This window comes from Gemmata palustris, from assembly GCF_017939745.1.
Taxonomy (GTDB): domain Bacteria; phylum Planctomycetota; class Planctomycetia; order Gemmatales; family Gemmataceae; genus Gemmata; species Gemmata palustris.
In genome coordinates this window covers 478,293-496,784 of sequence record NZ_JAGKQQ010000001.1, presented here as the reverse complement: position 1 = coordinate 496,784, position 18,492 = coordinate 478,293, and the positions used below count along the sequence as shown (strand labels likewise).

12 protein-coding genes are annotated in these 18,492 nt (G+C 64.8%); 7 read left to right on the top strand and 5 right to left on the bottom strand.

Going from position 1 to position 18,492, the window contains the following annotated elements; genetic code table 11:
* The first annotated feature begins 67 nt into the window (after window positions 1–67).
* Window positions 68–628, top strand: coding sequence for a hypothetical protein (locus tag J8F10_RS02035; protein ID WP_210652197.1), 561 nt, complete (start codon window positions 68–70; stop codon window positions 626–628).
* A gap of 353 nt (window positions 629–981) precedes the next feature.
* Here the strand turns inward: J8F10_RS02035 and J8F10_RS02030 are convergent, their stop codons facing one another.
* Window positions 982–5,184 (bottom strand): leucine-rich repeat domain-containing protein, encoded by a 4,203-nt coding sequence (locus J8F10_RS02030; RefSeq protein ID WP_210652196.1) that lies wholly within the window; start codon window positions 5,182–5,184, stop codon window positions 982–984.
* Between the two features lie 676 nt (window positions 5,185–5,860).
* Between J8F10_RS02030 and J8F10_RS02025 the strand changes: the two genes are divergently transcribed.
* Window positions 5,861–6,613 (top strand): lipid-binding SYLF domain-containing protein, encoded by a 753-nt coding sequence (locus J8F10_RS02025; RefSeq protein ID WP_210652195.1) that lies wholly within the window; start codon window positions 5,861–5,863, stop codon window positions 6,611–6,613.
* A gap of 188 nt (window positions 6,614–6,801) precedes the next feature.
* The gene (locus J8F10_RS02020) at window positions 6,802–7,434 is read left to right on the top strand and encodes a hypothetical protein (protein ID WP_210652194.1); all 633 of its coding nucleotides are present in this window, start codon (window positions 6,802–6,804) and stop codon (window positions 7,432–7,434) included.
* On the opposite strand, the gene J8F10_RS02015 is transcribed toward J8F10_RS02020, so the two are convergent.
* The 3 genes from J8F10_RS02015 to J8F10_RS02005 all read right to left on the bottom strand — a co-directional run bounded on the left by J8F10_RS02015 (window position 7,431) and on the right by J8F10_RS02005 (window position 9,425).
* Window positions 7,431–8,252 carry a sigma-70 family RNA polymerase sigma factor gene (locus J8F10_RS02015; RefSeq protein ID WP_210652192.1) on the bottom strand — a complete coding sequence of 274 codons (822 nt, stop codon included), beginning with the start codon at window positions 8,250–8,252 and terminating at the stop codon, window positions 7,431–7,433. The genes J8F10_RS02020 and J8F10_RS02015 overlap by 4 nt on opposite strands.
* Window positions 8,253–8,558: 306 nt before the next feature.
* Window positions 8,559–9,119, bottom strand: coding sequence for a hypothetical protein (locus J8F10_RS02010; protein ID WP_210652191.1), 561 nt, complete (start codon window positions 9,117–9,119; stop codon window positions 8,559–8,561).
* Between the two features lie 42 nt (window positions 9,120–9,161).
* Complete coding sequence (locus tag J8F10_RS02005) at window positions 9,162–9,425, bottom strand: hypothetical protein (RefSeq protein ID WP_210652187.1); 264 nt, start codon at window positions 9,423–9,425, stop codon at window positions 9,162–9,164.
* A gap of 268 nt (window positions 9,426–9,693) precedes the next feature.
* Between J8F10_RS02005 and J8F10_RS02000 the strand changes: the two genes are divergently transcribed.
* Window positions 9,694–13,413: a PVC-type heme-binding CxxCH protein gene (locus J8F10_RS02000; RefSeq protein ID WP_210652185.1), complete on the top strand. Its 3,720-nt coding sequence runs from the start codon at window positions 9,694–9,696 to the stop codon at window positions 13,411–13,413.
* Window positions 13,414–13,902: 489 nt separating this feature from the next.
* Entirely contained in the window at window positions 13,903–15,831 is a 1,929-nt protein-coding gene (locus J8F10_RS01995; RefSeq protein ID WP_210652183.1) for a hypothetical protein, read from the top strand.
* Window positions 15,832–15,895: 64 nt separating this feature from the next.
* On the opposite strand, the gene J8F10_RS01990 is transcribed toward J8F10_RS01995, so the two are convergent.
* A complete protein-coding gene (locus J8F10_RS01990; RefSeq protein ID WP_210652181.1) occupies window positions 15,896–16,630 on the bottom strand; it encodes an SDR family oxidoreductase in 735 nt (244 codons plus the stop codon).
* A gap of 151 nt (window positions 16,631–16,781) precedes the next feature.
* Here J8F10_RS01990 and prfB point away from each other — a divergent pair.
* Window positions 16,782–17,907 (top strand): peptide chain release factor 2 gene (gene prfB / locus J8F10_RS01985; protein ID WP_210652179.1). Its coding sequence is split into 2 segments (ribosomal slippage): window positions 16,782–16,850 and window positions 16,852–17,907, totalling 1,125 coding nucleotides; the frame shifts between segments, so codons are not numbered across the junction.
* An 88-nt stretch (window positions 17,908–17,995) separates the two neighbouring features.
* Complete coding sequence (gene tsaE / locus J8F10_RS01980; RefSeq protein WP_210652177.1) at window positions 17,996–18,457, top strand: tRNA (adenosine(37)-N6)-threonylcarbamoyltransferase complex ATPase subunit type 1 TsaE; 462 nt, start codon at window positions 17,996–17,998, stop codon at window positions 18,455–18,457.
* The last annotated feature ends 35 nt before the right edge of the window (window positions 18,458–18,492 follow it).

Below are 18,492 nucleotides of genomic sequence, written 5' to 3'. Positions count from 1 at the left end.
GCTGGGCGCGGCGGGCGCCTGCCCCGCCGCGCCCGTTTCGCACCCAACCCAAAATACCGGAGCCATTATGTTCACGAGACTCGTTTGCGCACTCGCGCTCGGATCGGTCATCGGCCTGGTCGGGTGCAGCCGCGACCGAACGGCCGAGGCCGTGGGCGCGATGAACACGTCAAACTCCCAGCGCCTCAGCAACATGTACGCGGCACACCAGAACTTCAAGGGCGGGCGCGGGCCGGCCAGTGAAGCCGAGTTCCGGGAGTTCATCAAGAGCTACGACCCGACCAAGCTCAAGATGATGAGCATCAACCCCGACGACCTCGACGGCCTGTTCAAGTCCGAGTCCGACGGCAAACCGTTCAAAGTGCGGTACAACGTCGGCGGCGGGCGCGGGTCGCAAGACCCCGTGGTGTTCGAGCAAGAGGGGAAGGACGGGAAGAAGAGCGTCGGCTACACCGGCGGGCTCGTCGAAGAGGTCGATGACGCGACCTATAAGCAACTGTTGGCCGGGAAGAGCAACAAAACGCCTCCGGCTGGGGGCCCACCGGCGGGAGCCCCCGCCGGAGCGGGAGCCGCCAAGGGCCGGCCGACCGGTCCCCCGCCCGGCGCCCCTACCGGCCCCGGGCAGTAGGTTCGGCTTTTCTGATCCCACCTTCGCCCCACGAACCCGTGCGCTCGAGCACCGGCGAACTCGCACGCCGACTCGACGCACGGGTTCATTTTTGGTTTTGTTTCGGTTACCTTGTAGCGGGAGGCACTTGAGGTTCCCGGTGCTCGCACCCAATCACACAGGGCACCTCTGCCCCGCTCCCTCGCGGTCACGGCTCGTCAAGGCAGGTTACGCGGGAGCCCACCGAGAGCGGCGCTTCCCCCGGGCACGCGCTACGGTATTTGTTTTCGCCCCGGAGGGGCCGTCGTTCGTAGCACAGGGCTTCCGCCCTGTGCGCTCTGACGCCCTGCGCTACGAACTTCCCGTACCCCAGATCACTCGCCCACGTAGACGTTCAACTCGGGCAGAGTCTCTTTCAGCTTCGTGACCCCGGCGGCGGTCGCCTGGGTCTGACCCGCACTGACGTCGCGGAGCGCTTTCAACCCCGAGAGCGCGGCGAGCCCGGCGTCGGTAATGCGCGTGCCCTGCAGGTTCAGCGACTGGAGTTTCGGCAGGTCTTTGAGCCGGGCCAGCCCCGCGTCCGTCACGAACGTGTTGTCCAGTTGCAGGTACGAGAGATTGGGGAAATTCTTGAGGGTCTCCAACCCGTCGCCGGTGGCCCGCGTGTTGCTCAGGTTGATGGACGTCACCTTCATCAAATTCTTAACGTCCTTCAGGCCCGCGCCAGTTACGGGGGTGCCGTCGAGGGTGAGTTGGTTGAGCTTCACCAGCCCGTTCAGCGCGGGGAGCCCGGCGTCGGTAATCCGCGTTTGCGAGAGCGTGAGCCCCTCGAGCGCGGTCAGTTCCCCGACCTCCTTCAGCCCGGCGTCGTTCAACTGCGACCCGTGGAGCATGAGCTCACCGAGTTCCTTCAACCCCTTGAGTTTCGCGAACCCGGCGCCCGTGACGGGTGTGCCCGACACGTCGAGCGAGAACAGCTTCTTCATCGCGGCCAGGTGCTCGATCCCCGCGTCCGTGAAGCCACTATCGGTCAGGACCAGTTCGCCCAATTCGGGCAACTCCCCGACCGCGGCGAAGCCCGTTCCCTTCACCCGCGTCTTGGCCAGTGACACCCGCGTCAGTTCGTTCATTCCCTTAAGGTGCTCGATCCCCGCATCGGTAACGTCCGTGCGGTCCAGTTGAAGCGAGCGCAACCCGGGGAACGCGGCGAGCGCCTTCACACCCGCGTCGGAGAACGGGGTGCCGTCCAGGTTGAGGGACGCGAGCTTCGGCATCTTCTTGAGCTTCTCGAAGCCGACGCCGGTCACGCGGGTGCCGCTGAGGTTCAAGTACCCCAGGTTGGTCAGGTCGCCGAGGGGCTCGAGCCCCGCGTCGCTGACGTTCGTCCGCCCCAGCGTGAGCGACCGCAGGCCCGTGAGTGCGCGCACGTGTTTCAGCCCCTCGTCCCCGAACGCGGTACCGTCGAGGGCCAGCGTTTCGAGTTGCGTCAGGGCCGCGAGGTGCTTGAACCCGTCACCGGTCACGGCCGCGCCGGGGAGCACCAGGTTCTTGAGGTTTTTGAGGTTCTTCAGTTGCGCCAGTCCCTCGTCGGTGAGGCGCCACGAACCCGAACCGGGGATCGTCAAATACTGCAGCCCGACCATCTTCCCGACGTGCCCCAGGGCGGCGTCGGACAGCCCGCGCGCCGGCAGGTACAGTTGGCGCAGTTTGACCATGTGCGACAGCACTTTGAGCTTCGGTTCCGCCTCCTGGAACAGGTTGCACGAGAACTCTTCCAGGTTCACCATTGTCGCGAGCGGCGCGAGTTGCTTCGCCGTGACGTTGTCGCCCGGCAGGTAGAGCTTGCGCAACTTCGTGAGCTTGGCGAGGTGAACCAGGCCGTCGCCCTGAACCTGCGTGCCGGAGAGGTGCAGTTCCTCGAGGTCCGTCAGCCCCTTCAAGTAGAAGAGGCCGGCGTCCGTGACTTCGCTGCCGTACCCCAAATTGAGTACCCGGAGGGTCTTCAGTTCGCGCAGGTCGGCGAGGTCCGCGTCCGTGAGTTTGGCCTGGTTGAACACGATCGAAACGATCGGTTTCCCCTCGCCGTCGCCCTGGGTCATCCGGCCCTCGAAGCGCTTGACCAGCGCGGCCGGGTCCGGGGGGTTCAATTTGCCCTCGGGCGGCTTGACCTTCTTCGGCCGGTCGGTGTTCGTGACCTTGGAGCCCCAAAGGACCAACTCGTCCAGATCCTCCAGCGCGCTGAGGTGTGCGAGGCCCGCGTCCGTCAGCGCGGTCTGGCTGAGGTCGAGCTTCTTCAGGCTCTTCAGCCCCTTGAGGTGTGCGGCCCCCGCGTCCGTGACCGGGGTGCTGCTCAGATTAAGCACCTCCAGGTTCGTCAGCCCGGCGAGGTGGGCGACGCCCGCGTCGGGAATCTTCGTGGATTCCAGTTTGAGCACCTTGAGCTTGGTCATCCCCTTGAGTGCCTTCACGCCCTGCCCGCTGAGCTGGGTGCTGTGCAAGTCCAGTTCCTCCAGGCGCACCAGACCCGCGATGCTCTCCAAACCGGAATCGTTGATCTGCGTCCCGCCGACGTTCAGCCGGACCAAGTTCGGGAGGCCGCTCAAGTGGGCGAGTCCCGGGCCGAGGAGTTTGATCGAACTGAGGTCCAGTTCGACGAGGCTGGTGACGGCCTTCAGATTGGCGAGCGTGGAATCATCAAAATCCGACCCGTTCAACTTGAGCTTTTTGAGCTTCTTCGCGCCCGCGAGGTGCGCCAACCCCGGCCCCTTGAATTTCGACGAATACCCGCCGCCGATCTCGAGGGCTTCGAGGTCGGGTAGCGCCGCGAGCGATTGGACGGCGGCGTCGGTGATTTGAATGTAACTCGCGTTCAGTTCCTTCAGGTGCGCGAGCTGGGCCAACGTTGCGGCCCCGGAATCCGTGAGCGGGCGCCCCTGAACGTTGAGCTTTTCCAGTTTCGGGAGCGCCTTGAGGTGAGCCATTCCCTCGTCGGTGACTTGCGTCCCGCTGATGTCCAGAACCCGGATATCGGGGAACTGCGCGAGCAGCGCGAGGGTCGCGTCGGTCGCCTTCGTGTTCAACCGCAGTTCATCGGGCTTCTCCTTTTCACCGTACCGGGGCTCGGCCTTGAACGGCGCCAGCGCCGCGGTCGGGTCGGCGGGCGGCGGCGTTTTGCGCGCGATCGATTCCGCGCACTTGACCATGAGCAGGCAGTCCGCGCGCGAGTGCTCGACCGACTTGTCGTTGAACTGCGTGTAATTCTGAACGGACACGTCCTGGTGACCGACCACCTTCGTGGTGGTGAAGTTGAAACTCGGCTTGCTCCCCCACGTGGTCTCGGCGAGAACCAGATCCCCGGAGTTGACGACGGTCTTGCGCCCGTAGCCCGTGAGGTTCTCGCGCGCGGAATGAAGGTGCTGGCGCCCGAGTTCGATCGTCAGCCCGAAGTGCTCGTCCTTCGTCACCCGAATGGTGCCGTAGGACTCCTTGATCTGGCACCCCTCCGGGGCGTCGATGGTCGCTTCGAGCCCGGCCGGACTGAGGTCGAGTTTCACCAACTTTGTACCGCTCCCGGCCCCGGTGATCTGCTCGCGCACGTCACCCGCGGGCACCTCTTTCGCCGGTTCGGGGGGCTTGTTGCCGCCGGTTTCGCCCGCGCCGATGAGCCCACCCAGGCCGCCGCCGAGATTGCGCTCACCCCCACGGCCGCCCTTGACACGGGCGATCTCCAGCTCCTGCTTCGCGGCGGCCGCCACCACCATGACGCCCATGAGCGGCGCGTAGCCGAGGAAGAACAGCAGCCCGAGAACCGCGCACGCCAGCACGAGCGGGTTCGACCGCGGGCGCCGGCGCTCCTCCGCGGCCCGCTCCGCGAGGCGCTGGGCCTTCGCCGCGGACTGCATCATCAACCCGAGCACGCCCGCAACGATGAGGGCACACGTGAATATCAGGGTCGCGGGGAAAATGATCGCGGGCGCGACCACTGCGGCGAGCATTAGGAGCCCGGCGGGGACGCCGATCCGCACGGACCCGAGCAACCCGCCGACCAGACCCGCGCACGCGGCCACCAGCAGGAACGGGTACACCTGCCGGCGCCCCGTTGCCACGTCCATTTCCTTGGCCATCTCGGGCGAGGCCTTGCCCCCACCGAACGCCTCGGCGAGCGCCATGTAGCCGCCCAGCTCGACTTGCTCGCGCTGCCACAAGTAGAACATCGCCGCGCACGTGACCGCCGCAGCCAGCCCGCCGAACAGCACCGTGAAGCGCAAGAACGCCTGGGACGCGGGCCGCACCTTCCGGGGTTTCCTGGGGCGCGCCTCCGGCTCCTCGTCTTCGGCCTCGTCCCGGACCGGCTTCGACTTCGGCCTTGACTCGGGCTCGGGCACCTCGTCCGCGAGCGGTCGGGACACCTCTTGCTCGGCGACCGCGGCCTCGTCGACCAGTTCATCGGCGGGCGCGGGCAGAATGACCGCGGTGAAAATCTGTTTGCAGGACGGGCACCGCCCCTTTTTCCCGATCGCGGTTTCGGGAACCTTCACTTCGTACTGACAGTGGCTGCAAAAAATGGAGACGGCCAAGGCGATTCTCCCGAATCTAAGGGGCGGCGGGATCGAACTCTGCCGAACGAGAAGAGCTTGCAATAATCTGCGAACGCCGGGTGGCGTAGTCAATGACTTTCTCGCAATAGTAACTCATCGAGCGCGAGACACGATCTCAATATTAGTTGAATAAACTATTAAAACCTCTTCAGCTTAGTATTTGCCGATCGGGAACTGCCCCATGCGTTACCGGCATATGCTGGCACGTTGGGCGCCGCGTTGAATGGGAAGCTCACCCGCTCCGTGACCGTCGCGGTTCGCACGAGCCTTTGGCGAACCGCGACGGTCACGGAGCGGGTGGGGCAGAACCCCTTGCCCACACATTCAACGGCCTCTGGCGTAAGCCCGCCGGTAGTGGCTCAAAAGACCGGCGGACTTACGCCGCGCCGTTCGCTCTCCCCAGACTTAAACGCAGCGACTTTCGGGGTAACCATTTGCTGGACAAGTGGCACGTCCGGGTAACTCGGGTCGACACCGGCCTATATGATGGGTGCCACAAGCCGGCATCAGCCCCACTACTCAACTCAATCATCGCAGCCATCCCATCTTGACATTTATTTATTCCGGGCCGACCCGGATTGTGCGCTTCGGCTCAGTGCTTGCATAATGCTTCCGCTGTCGGGCGTGCTGACCCTCGTCTCGTATGGAGAACCGCATGTGTCGCTACTTATTTGCCGCATTGACCCTCGTACTGTTCGTGGCCCCGGCTTCCGCACTGCCCCCCAGTAACACCAAGACTCTGGAGCACGCGGAAGAAGTCATCGACGACCTGGCCAAGATCCCGCTCAAGGGGATTCCCGCCAAGCTCCTGGCCGACGCCCAAGGCGTGGCGATCATCCCCCGCGTCATCAAGGCCGGGTTCATCTTCGGCGGGCGCGGCGGGCACGGGATCGTGATCGCCAAAGACAAGGACGGGAACTGGGGCGACCCGGTGTTCGTGGACCTGGGCGGGGCCAGTGTCGGGTTCCAGGCCGGGGTCGAATCGACCGACGTGGTACTCGTGTTCCGCAACCGTAAGAGCCTCGACCGGATTCTGGAGGGGAAAGGTAAGCTGACGCTCGGGGCCGACGCCGCGGTCGCGGCCGGGCCGGTCGGGCGCATGGCCGCGGCGGCAACGGACGCGAAACTGGAAGCCGAGATCGTGTCGTACTCGCGGAGCCGCGGGTTGTTCGCCGGCGTGTCACTCGACGGCGCCGCGATCCACGCCAACGCGGACAGCAACACGATGTTCCGCCAGCCCGGGCGCGACGCCGACCGGAAGCTCGCCGACGGTCTGAAGTCCAAGTTGATGGAGATGAGCAAGGAGAAGCCGGTGCCGGCCCCCGTCGCTCCTCCGGTTCTCGGCGCGCCGGTTCCCCTCCCGCCCCCGGTGCTCGGTGCCCCGGTCCCGCTGCCCCCGCGCCCGTAATGCTACTGTCCTGAATGGCACCGGCCGGGCGCGCCTAAACAAGGGCGCGCCCGGCCGGTGTCGTTTTTCCGCACTCAGTCACTCGTCACCAAACGTACCCAATCGCTGCCGCAAATCCCTTCGATTCGTCCCGTCTGGCCCGATGATTGCGACAACCGTTGTCACCACCACCGACACGGAGGTCGTCAATGGTTCGCTTCTCACTCAGCACGCTCACTCTGGTTCTGTCCCTCTCGTCTGCAGAAGCCCAAAGTTTACCGGCCGCAATCGACGTACTGGACGCACTCCCCCCATCAATATCCCTGGCCGATGCGCACGGCGTTGTAATCGTTCCGGGTGCGAATCGCATGTACAACGCCACCGGTTGGACCGGCCGCGCGGTGCTGGTGAGGAACACCGACGGCTGGAGCACACCAGCGTTTGTAACGCTCAACAGCGGTGCGCGCACCGGTGGGGGTGAACTCGTTGATTTGGTGCTGGTGTTCCGTACCCGTCGGGGCTTGGAACGAGTTGTCAATGGAGGTGGGAGGATCGACTCGGACGTGACCGCCTATGTCCGCAACTCGGTAACGTTCACCGAAACATCGTTGGCGGGCGCGACACTCAGTCGAGGTAGCATCTTCTCGTTCGGCCCCGACAGGGACCAAGCCGCCGCCCTAAAAGCGAAATTAACGGACCTGACCGCGCACCATGCCGCGCCCGGAACGAAGCCCACTGCGCAAATCGATTGGGCGCTCGTGCTCGAGAACCGAGAAGTCGTCCTCAGTGCCCTGGCCGTCGCGGGCACGTGGCTCGCGCGGCGGAGAACGCGCGGCCGTTAATCCACCCCAATGTGCTCGGCCAGTTTCGCGAGGGCCTCGCTCTCGATCTGGCGCACCCGCTCGCGGGTCAGCCCCATGCTCTCGCCGATTTCCTTGAGCGTTTTCGGTTCCTCGTCGTTCAGCCCGAACCGCATGCGCAGAACGGTCGCCTCGCGCGGGTCCATGTTGTCGAGGAACTGGAACACCTGTTTCAGGTCGTCCGACTTCCCCATCTCAGACCCGGGCGCATCGGACCGCGGGTCCATGAGCATCTCCTCGATGCTCCATCCCGCGTCCCCCTGATCGGCCTGCGAGCCCGCGTTCGCGACGCGGATCGCCTTCTTGATGATCGCCAGTTTCTTCTTCGACAGCCCCAGGTAGGTGCCGATCTCCTCGTGCGTCGGCGGGCGGCCCAGTTCGTCGGACAGCTTGTTCGTGGCCCGGCGCCACTTGATGAGCAGTTCCGTCATGTACGCCGGGAGCCGGACCGTTTTGGCGGTGTTCACGATCGCACGTTTGATGCTCTGTTTGATCCAGAAGCTCGCGTAGGTCGAGAACCGGGTGCTCATCGCGGGATCGAACCCTTCGACCGCGCGCAACAGCCCCATGTTCCCCTCGGACACGAGGTCGTCGAGGGCGAGCCCGCGCCCGACGTACCCGCGGGCGATGTTCACCACGAGCCGCAGGTTCGCGCGCACCATGCGGTCACGGGCTTGAGGGTCGCCGGTCAGCACGCGGGTGCCGAGTTCGCGCTCCTCGGACGCCGAGAGCAGCGGTGTGTGATCGAGTTCACTGAGGTACGTCGAAAACGATGTGAGACCGTGTGCGAGTGTGCTCATCGGATTCCCCGGCCCGTCGTTGTCGTGCAGCGCTGAGAGCGGCCCGCGCTTGTTCGGTGGCGAGCGATGTACCGATTGAACCAGACAGCCCCGCGGAGAACAAGGGGCAACCTCGTGCGATTCCCGATCCGCGCTCGGCCCCTCGTACAGAAATCGAAACACCAGCACGGGCTCGTGAAAAAATCAGCAAGGGATGCACGGGCCTCCGCACTGCTCCAAAAGCACCGGCCGCTCCGCGGCGGAAGGCGCCTCTGGTTCTTCGCCCCGGGGTGGCCGACGTTCATAGGACGTAGCGGAAGCCCTGTGTTACAGAGCCGCCCGCGTCACGCACCGTCGAACGTAGACGATAGCCAGAATCAGCCCGAGCGCTGCACCCAAATACCCTCCGCCGTGAAGGTACGCGACGACCACGAACCCCGGCACGTCTTCGACTTCGAGAAGCGTTCGCACATCGTCCCAGGAGCTGAGATCGCCCGACCGCGCTTCCACGAGGCCGACGAGCGCGCCGGCCGACCCAACGACCGCTGCCGCTGCCAGCACGATCCCAAAACACCGCGGGGTGCAGCGCCAGCGGTCGGATCGGGGTAGTTCGGCCAAACCCGCGCGGGCGGCGAACCACCCGGCCACCAGCCCGACCCACCAGGTACCCAGGAACCCGACCTCCGACGCGAACGCCCGAGGCGGTAGCCCGACATCGGCCCAGGCAAACTGTCGAAATTTCATCCGGGTGAAGTATTCGGGCGAAATGGCGAAACTGATCTGGTCGTGAACCGCCCCATAGACACCAGCAACAACCGCGCCAAGAAACGCGATCAGGGCCATCGTCGGGAGCCGGCGAACCGGGAACGAGGGATAGAGGACGTTCATGCACTGCGCCTTGAAGTCGCCGAACGCGCGGCCCGAGCGCACTTACACGGCCGGATCGCGCCGCGCCCATTCGACCAGACACAGCGCAACAACCAGTGCCCCGAACGCGATGAACCACGTCCCCGATTCGGAGAAGAGTGCGTACAGGTGAGGGTCGGTGGACCGGGTAGCCATTGCGTCCCCTGGCCGGTGCGTCGAATCGCTCGCCAGTGACAGCGCGCTGATCCGCAAGAACGCGCCCATCGCGACGGCCCCGGCTCCGAGGCCGGCCACCAGTCGGAGCCGGCTCCCGCGACGCCGGGGCACGCGCCGCCTCTGCAGAGGACGGGTCGGCGCCTCGGCGGCCTCGAATCGCGGCGGAATCGGTGTGAACATCCCAGTTCCTCGTTCGTCTCACGTCCCGATACGCGGCCCACGCCGGTACCGGGGACGTGCTCATTGTAGTGCGTTCTGGTTCCGCACGCCCCGGGCCAAATCTCGAGCGCGGATGTCACGCCTTACCGAGTCGATGCTTGCAATTCCGCGCGCGGTGCCGCATCCTGCACTTCTGATTTTTCCGCACGGAGTCCCACCCATGCGCCTGCCCGCCTCCCTCCTCGCGCTGCTCTCCTGCGCGTCGTTCGCGGCCGCCGACGGCCTGTCACCCGAAGAAGCCGCAAAACGGTTCAAACTGCCCGACGGGTTCTCGGTCCAGACGGTCGCGGCCGAACCGATGGTTCGGCAACCGGTGAGCATGAGCTTCGACGCGCGCGGGCGGCTGTGGGTGCTTCAGTACCTTCAGTACCCGAACTACGCGGGGCTCAAGCCCGTGAAGCAGGACCAGTACCTGCGCACGGTTTGGGACAAAGTACCGGAGTCGCCCCCGAAGGGACCAAAGGGGCTGGACAAGCTCATCATCCTCTCCGACCCGGACGAGACCGGCGTGTTCCGCAAGTCGAAGGACTTCGTAACCGGGTTGAACATCGCGAGCGGGTTCTGCATCGGTAACGGCGGCGTGTACGTAGTGCAACCGCCGTACTTGCTCTTCTACCCCGATAAAAACGAAGACGACGTGCCCGACGGTGACCCCGAAGTGCTGCTCTCCGGCTTCGGCATGGACGACACGCACTCGCTCGCCAATTCCCTTCAGTGGGGGCCGGACGGCTGGCTCTACGGCGCGGCGGGGAGCACGAGCACCTGCAAGATCAAGCCGCCGGTGCCGTCCGCCACGGGCGGGGCCGAGTTCATCGAGTTCCAGCAGGGCATCTGGCGCTATCACCCGAAGACGAAGCGGTTCGAGTTGTTCAGCGAGGGGGGCGGGAACACCTACGGCCTCGATTTCGATAAGAACGGGCAAATCATCGCGGGAACCAACTGGGGCGGGTTCGCGTGCCTGCACCAGATGCAGGGCGCGTACTACGTGAAGGGCTTCAGCAAGCACGGCCCGCTCCACAACCCCTACACCTACGGCTACTTCGACCACGTCCCGTACAAGGATTTCAAGGGCGGGCACGTCACGTGTGGGGGCGTGCTGTACGACGCGGACCGGTACCCGGAACAGTACCGCGGACAGTACGTCGCCGCGAACCTGCTCTCCAACGCGATCTACTGGCACAAACTCGAATCGCACAAGTCATCGTTCACCGCCAGTCACGGCGGCGACCTGATGACCACGGACGACGCGCACTTTCGCCCGGTCGATTGCTTGCTCGGGCCGGACGGGTGCATCTACGTCGCGGATTTCTACGACCGGCGTGCGGCGCACCTCGACCCCGTCGACAACTGGGACAAGGCCACGGGTCGCATCTACCGCATCGACTACAAGGGACCGCCGAAACAGGAACCATTCGACTTGCGGAAGAAGTCCACGGCCGAACTCGCGGAGCTGCTGAAGCACCCGAACAAGTGGTGGCGGACCGAAGCGCGGCGCCTCATCGCGGAGCGCGGGGACGCGAGCGCTCACCCGAAGTTGCGGAAGTGGCTCATCACCGAGAAAGGTTCGCTCGCGCTCGAAGCGCTCTGGACGCTCGCGTCATCAGACGGGTGGGTGGAGCGGGACTTCGACAACGTCGGCGAGCACCCGAACGAGTACGTCCGTGGCTGGATGATCCGACTCATGGGCGACGAGGAGGCCGTCTCGGGCGCGACGCAACGAGCCTTAAGGGACATCGCCGCGAGCGAGAACAGTCACGCGGTGGTCGCGCAGATCGCGTGCTCCATTCGCCGGCTCACGCCGCAACAAGAATACGACATCGTTTCCGGGTTGATGGCGAACCCGCTGGTGAGCGACGACCCGCAGTTACCGCTCCTCGTGTGGTGGGCGCTGGAAGACTGCAACCGCCGCGACACCACCGATACGGTGCGCTTCCCCTATGCCAACGAACCGATCCAGAAACTCGCGGGCTTCTTCAACGAGCGCGTCGCGCGCCGACTCATGTCCGGGAACGTCACCCGCGGGCGCGAGCGCATCGGTACGCTCTTCGGGTTGACCACCAGTGCCAACGACGACATCGCGCCCGTGCTCCGCGGGATCGCGACCGCGCTCCAGGCGCACCCGCTCGACGCGATCCCCCCTTCCCTGCAGGCGCCGCTCAACCAACTGCGTCAGCAACGGAAGAAGGATCTGGTTCTGCTGGAAGTGCTCGCGCGCATGAAAGACCCCGCGGCTCGGACCGCCCTCCGTGAACTCGTGACTGATGAATCGATCGGCGAGGGCAACCGGCTGCGGGCGATCGCGCTGCTCCGCGACGTGCGCGACCCGCGTGCAGAAGAACTGTTCCTGGAACAACTTGCTGTGCAGAAGCCGGACAACCTGCGAATCGGCTTAATCAGTGGCCTCGAAGCGTTCGAGCACGCTTCGGTCGGTGAAAAGGTGCTCGCCGGCTACCCGGGTTACACGCCCGCGGTGAAGAAGCGCGCGATTCAGCTCCTGTTCACGCGCCCGGCGTGGGCACTGATGCTCCTCAAAGAACTCGATGCGGGCAAATTCCCCAAGGCGGACGTGGCCGTCGAGAACGCCCGCGCAGCGACGAACCTCGGCGACAAAGACGTAACCGCTCTCGTGGAGAAGCACTTCGGTAAACTCGCGCCCGCAACGGCGGGGGAGAAACAGGCCCGCATCGCGTGGCTGAGCACCGCACTCGGGCGCGCGAAGCCCGGCGACGTCGCCAACGGCAAAGTGCTCTTCACCAAGCACTGTGCGGCGTGTCACCAACTGCACGGCGATGGCGGCAAAGTAGGACCGGACCTCACCACCGCCGACCGCAAGAACCGCGGCTACATGCTCACGCAGATCGTCGACCCGTCGGGCTACATTCGGCCGGAATTCGTTGTTCACAGCGTATTAACGAAGGACGACCGCAAGCTCTCCGGCATCGTCACGGAAACGGGTGAATCGATCGTCGTCACAAATGTGGTGAACGATCAAGTCACCAAAGTCACGCTCGCGAAGGCCGACATCGCCGACCTCAAGCCGTCGCCGGTGTCACTGATGCCGGAAAAGCTGCTCGACACGCTCACCGAACCTCAAATCGCGGACCTGTTCGCGTACCTAGCGAGCGACGCGAAGAAAACTCCCTCTTCGGCCCCCGTCCCCTCCTTGCTCCCCGGCCCTGTCAGCGGAGCTTCTCGCGGACCGGGGGACGGGAAGGGGGAGAACAAATTGAGAATCGCGCTAATATCTGGATCGTTCGAGTACAAATCGGACGATTCGCTGAGGGCGTTTCAGAAGTACTTGGAAGCGACTTACCCCATTGAGTGCGTGCTGGTGACGGCGAAAGCGGAAAAAGATCCCGCGCTGGCCGGGTTGGAGGAGTTAGAGAAGTGCGACGTCGCAGTCTTCTTCACGCGGCGCCTTCAGATCGACGGCGATTCACTCGAGCGGGTGAAGAAGTACGTCAAGTCCGGCAAGCCCATCGTCGGCATCCGCACCGCGAGCCACGGGTTCCAGAAGTGGCTCGAAATGGACAAAGAGGTGTTCGGCGGGGACTACAAGGGGCACTTCGGTGCCGGCGTCGCCGAGGTGAACGTGGTCGAGAAGGCGAAAGACCACGCGATCCTGAAGGACGTAAAGCCGTTCAAAACGAACGGGAGTTTGTACAAGAACCCCAACGTCGCGGGGGACGTCACCGTTCTCCTTCAGGGGGCGATGGGCAAGGAATCCGAGCCGGTCGCGTGGGTGCGGGAGAAAGACGGCCGACGGGTCTTCTACACCTCCCTGGGCCACCCCGACGACTTCAAGGACGCGAACTTCACTCGGCTCCTGGCCAACGGGCTGGCGTGGGCAACAAAGACCGATTTCAAGCCAACGAAATGAACCCTTTGCTCGTCTGTATAGTAAGCAATGTGACGCGCGCAAATTGAGGCGAAGGAGCTGATGTCGTCGGATCAAAATGCAGGCGCAATTTCGGCTTGTGATATTGAGTTCACTATCGGGCACGATATCATCTATCTCCGCGCGGGGCGACCGTCCTCGAGCGCGCACCGAGCACAGTGCGCACGGGAACAAATTCGGGTTGGCGGGCCGAAAAATGTTAGCGAATGTTACCCGTTGATGCGGCACTATCGCGTTCACGAGCTTGAAATATCAGCAGTTGGCGCGAGCGCGCGGGCCGCGGGCCAAAAATGTTAGCGAATGTTACCCGCGCCCGTTACAGCACCGACGAGGCGGCTCTGCTGTAACCTTGCGAACGGCGCGGCGTAAGGCCGCCGATAGTGGCTTGGGGTAGCTCTCGCCGGAGCGATGCCCTTCGTGAACAAGATCATTGCCGCGCCGCACACCGGCCGGCCCTCTCGGAGTAGCCCTTTGACCCGACTGACTCTCCTCGCGCTCGGTGCGTGCATCGTGGTGCCGACAGGCGCCGCGACCGCGGCCCCGACCGATGTCGCGGACGTGTTCCCACCGGGCACGCTCGCGTATGCCGAACTGCACACCCCCGCGGAACTCGGACCGCACCTCGCGGCCGTATTTAAGGGCACGCCACTCGAAGACAGCATCCCGTTCATTCACACCAAGAAAGACGGGGCCAAGACGCTCCAGGAACTCAAGGCGAAACAGGAACTCGCGCAGCTCGCACTCCTGATGTCGCCGGAGGTGCTCGGCGAGTTCCGCAAACTCGGCGGGATCGCGGTCGGGCTGGTCGGCTTTAACGATCGCGGCGCGCCCGAAGTGGTGGTCGCGGTCCTCACGGGCGACAGCGCCGCGGCCGGGCTCGCCGCGCGCGCGTTCGTCACTACGACTCCGGACCTCCGGCGCGTGGGCGAAGTGGCGAAGGTGCCCGTGTTTCAGCACCGCGCGCCGGTCACCAACTACGACCCGAGTGGCGTGCCGAAGCTCGTGACCGACAAGATGGTGGAAGCGCCATACGAACCCGTGTTCGCGTACACGCCGGGGCTGTTCGTCGCGGGCACGAGCAAGGCCGCGATCGTCCCCATCATCGCGCGGTTCCGCGGCGACGAAAAGGACTCGCTCGGCGCGACCGAGGGCTTTAAGACTAGCGCGCCGGGGTACCGCAAACCGGGGCTGTTCTTCTACGCGAACGCGCCGGAACTCTTCGCCAAACTGGATGCCGCAGCGCGCCTGCGCGGCGCGCCGGCGGACCTCGACCTCTTCGCATGGCTCAAGCTGTTCGCGAACCCGAAGGCCCTGAAAACCGTGGCCGGGTGCCTCCAGTTCCGCGACGGCGGCGCGGCGCTGGCCGTCGGCGCGCGATTCGATCCCGCGCAGAAAAGCCCGCTGCTGGACTTCACCTCCGGCCCCGCGGTGAAGACCGATGCGCTGCACCACGCGCGCAAGCCCGCGTCATTCGCCGCGACCGTGAACCTTCCCGAAAAGGACCGCGCCGCGGCCGTTCTCGGGCTGCTGGACGCGATGGCGAAAGGCAGCGGGGAACTCGGCCGACTCCCGAGCGACGTGGTGAAAGACCTCGATGCGAAGTACCAGATGTCGGTGAAGGACGCCGTGCTCTCGAAGGTCCGTGCGGTCACGGTCGTCGTGCCCACGAAGCAAGACCTGACAAAAGGCGCGACGCCGGTCCCGATGTTCGTGATCCACGCCGAGGACGCGACCGCGGCGGCGGAACTGGAAGCGTTCGTTCCAAAATTAATGGCAGAACTCGCGGGAGAAAAGGACGTCGCGCAGCCCTCGACGGAAACGGTCGCGGGCGTGAAGGTGCTCTCGCTCGCGGGGGCCGGGCTACCGTGGAAGAGCGCGGCTCACTACGCGCGGAAGGATTCGGTGCTGGTGTGGGGGCAGGATCGGAAACTGGTGGCGGCGGCGCTGACTTCCGATGCAGCCGGATCGGTTACGGGCGGTGACAAGGGGTTGGCCCCCTCCCCGGGTGCCCACGCGCTCGTCGGCATACTGAACCTCGGCGACCTCGTCGCGGCACTCGAGCCGAAGCCCGTTGCCGGCGGTCCCGTGCGCCCACTGGGGCCGCCGCTCCGCCTGCCGCCCGGCGGTGGTAACCCGAACGCGCCCGACGCGCTTCAGCAGGACGTGGACAAGGCCCGTTCCGCGTTCCAGGCGGCACTGATCGAGTTGCCTTCCGCGCACCTGACCGCCCAGCGCGCCGGCGACGAACTCCGGTTCGAGGTGTTCCAGCCGAAGGTGCAGAACGGCGGGCTGACGCCGGTCATCAGCGCGGGGATGGACTGGTTCGACAAACTGATGAACTTGCGCGATCCGAACCGCCCGGACTTCGGCTACGGCGCCCCGCGCCGGTTCCCGCGGTGAAACTGAAAAGAACATTCGGGGCGTCCACAAGTTGTGGACGCCCCGAATGTGCAATACTGTGCGATCACCAGTACATCTGCACGGTCGGCTTGATAACCAGTTCCGGGATCGACACGCGCGCCGGGAGGCTCGCGACGAACAGCACCGCTTCGGCCACGTCCTCGGGCTTCAGAATGACGGCCCGCTGCTCTTCACTGACCGGCTTGGGGCGCGCGGCGAGAATGGGGGTGTCGATCTCACCGGGGTACACGTTACTCACGCGCACGCCGCTGTCTTTTTCTTCGTTGGAGAGAACGAGGCCCAGTCCCCCCATCGCGAACTTCGCCGCCACGTATGCCGCACCGCCCAACGGGTTCGCCCGCTTCCCGGCGACGCTGACGACGTTCACGATGACGCCGTCCTTGCGATCGAACATTTGCGGCAAAACGGCCTTCGTGCAGTAAAACGCGCCGTCGAGGTTGGTACGAATCATCATGTCCCACGCTTCCGGCGTGAGTTCGCGCAGCGTGCGGTCCTTGATGTTCGTGCCCGCGTTGTTCACCAGAATGTCCACGCGCCCGAACGTCTTGGTGGCGAAATCGATGAGCGCCTGGCACTGCTCGACTTTGGTCACGTCGGTGGGGAGGGTGCGGAGCGAATCGCCCGCATTTAGCTCTTGGGCCACCGCTGCGAGCTTCGCGCCGTCGCGCCCCGCGATCACCACTTTTGCCCCTTCTTTGAGGAACAGTGCGGCCGTCGATTTGCCCACGCCGGACCCGCCGCCCGTGACCACGGCGACCTTGTTGGCCAATTTGTTCATTGTGCGCGCCTGAATTTGAGAGGGGGGTTCCGCGTCGTCACCACCGGTGGGAATACGTCTTGCTCTTCTGGCTCTGAACCCTCTTCGCTATGCTACTGTCTAACCTCGTGTGTGGCCGTGTGGCGGCCGCACCATTCGGAAGGGCAACGCGATGAACCCGGACCTGCGCCGACGCACCGACGAACTCTGCACCCGGCTCACCCAGTTGCGAGACTCTCTTTGACGTGCGCGGCAAAACTTCCGCGCGCGACCAACTCGAAGCCAAGCAAGCCGAGCCCGACTTCTGGAACAACCAGGAGAAGGCGAAGGGCGTCATTACACAACTGAAGGTGCTGAATTCGCTGTTGAAGCCCTACGAGGAACTCACGGCAGCAGCCAGCGACATCACCGCGATGGCCGAGCTCGCGGACGAGGACGCGGCGTTCGAGGCCGAATTAGAGCCCGCCTTGGTGAAAGCCGAGCACCGGTACGAAGCGTTCGAGCTCCAAGCGATGATGAGCGGCAAGCACGACTCGTGCTCGGCGATCGTCTCGATCAAGCCCGGCGCCGGCGGTACCGATGCGTGCGACTGGGCGAACATCATGTTCCGTGCCTACCAGCGCTGGGCCGCGACCCACGGGTTCGACATCCCGAAGGACGAGATCGACATCGAACCGAACCTCGAGGCCGGGGTTCAGAGCGTGTCGTTCAAGATCGTCGGCCCCTACGCCTACGGGTACATGCAGTCCGAGATCGGCGTCCACCGGTTGGTGCGCATCAGCCCGTTCGGGGGCGGCGACACCCGACAAACCTCGTTCGCGGCCGTGGACGTGCTGCCCGAACTCCCCGACGACATCGAAATCGTCGTGAAGGACACGGACTACGAGATCCAGACGTTCTGCACCGGCGGCCCCGGCGGTCAGCACCAGAACAAGACGCAGTCCGGCGTGCGGCTGATCCACAAGTCGGGGGTCCGGGCCGAGAGCCGGACCGACAAGAGCCAGCACAAGAACAAGGACAACGCGCTCAAACTGCTCAAGGCGCGGCTCTACGCGATCGAGGAGCAGAAGCGCATCGGGGACGCGGTCAAGAGCTACGACGCGAAGGGCGAAATCGCGTTCGGGTCGCAGATCCGCAGCTACGTCATGCAGCCGTACACGCTCGTGCGCGAGGAGCGCGACGGCATTGATGTGAAAACCCCCGCCGTCAACGACGTCCTCGACGGCGACTTCGACCAGTTCATGCACGCCTTCTTGCGCCACAAGACGGCCCGCGCGAACAAGACGAAATCGAAGTAGCACACGGCGAACGGCCGGTGTTAGCCGGCCGGTAGGATGCACTCGTACTCCGAAAGTCTCACCGGCCGGCTAACACCGGCCGTTCGCCATGACCCACATCCTCAATATCTCCGACCTCGCAGCCACGGAAGCCTTCGGGCGCCGGCTCGGCGCGCTGCTGTTCCCCGGTGCGGTCATCGCCCTGATCGGTCAACTCGGTGCCGGGAAAACGCACCTCACGCGCGCCATTGCCGAGGGCCTGAACGTGAAGAACCCGGCCGCGGTGAACAGCCCCACGTTCGTGCTCATCCAGGAGTACCCCGCGCGCCTGCCCATCTACCACTTCGATGCCTACCGCCTGAGCGGGTCGCGGGAGTTCGCGGAACTGGGGGCCGATGAATACTTCCGCGGTGACGGGGTGTGCATCGTCGAGTGGGCCGACAAGGTGAACGCGACGTTTCCATCAGACCACTTGCGCATCGAGATCGAGATCATCGACGCGAACCGACGGCGGTTCCAGATTCAGGCCACGGGCGAAACTTATCACACCCTGCTCAAACAGCTCGATTAGAACCACTCCGGCCCGATCCGATCGCGTTGCACTCC

Bases quoted from the DNA above. Each gene is read 5' to 3' on its own strand.
- J8F10_RS02035 (WP_210652197.1), top strand. From the start codon at position 68: ATGTTCACGAGACTCGTTTGCGCACTCGCGCTCGGATCGGTCATCGGC.
- J8F10_RS02025 (WP_210652195.1), top strand. From the start codon at position 5,861: ATGTGTCGCTACTTATTTGCCGCATTGACCCTCGTACTGTTCGTGGCC.
- J8F10_RS02020 (WP_210652194.1), top strand. From the start codon at position 6,802: ATGGTTCGCTTCTCACTCAGCACGCTCACTCTGGTTCTGTCCCTCTCG.
- J8F10_RS02015 (WP_210652192.1), bottom strand. From the start codon at position 8,252: ATGAGCACACTCGCACACGGTCTCACATCGTTTTCGACGTACCTCAGT.
- J8F10_RS02010 (WP_210652191.1), bottom strand. From the start codon at position 9,119: ATGAACGTCCTCTATCCCTCGTTCCCGGTTCGCCGGCTCCCGACGATG.
- J8F10_RS02000 (WP_210652185.1), top strand. From the start codon at position 9,694: ATGCGCCTGCCCGCCTCCCTCCTCGCGCTGCTCTCCTGCGCGTCGTTC.
- J8F10_RS01990 (WP_210652181.1), bottom strand. From the start codon at position 16,630: ATGAACAAATTGGCCAACAAGGTCGCCGTGGTCACGGGCGGCGGGTCC.
- tsaE (WP_210652177.1), top strand. From the start codon at position 17,996: ATGACCCACATCCTCAATATCTCCGACCTCGCAGCCACGGAAGCCTTC.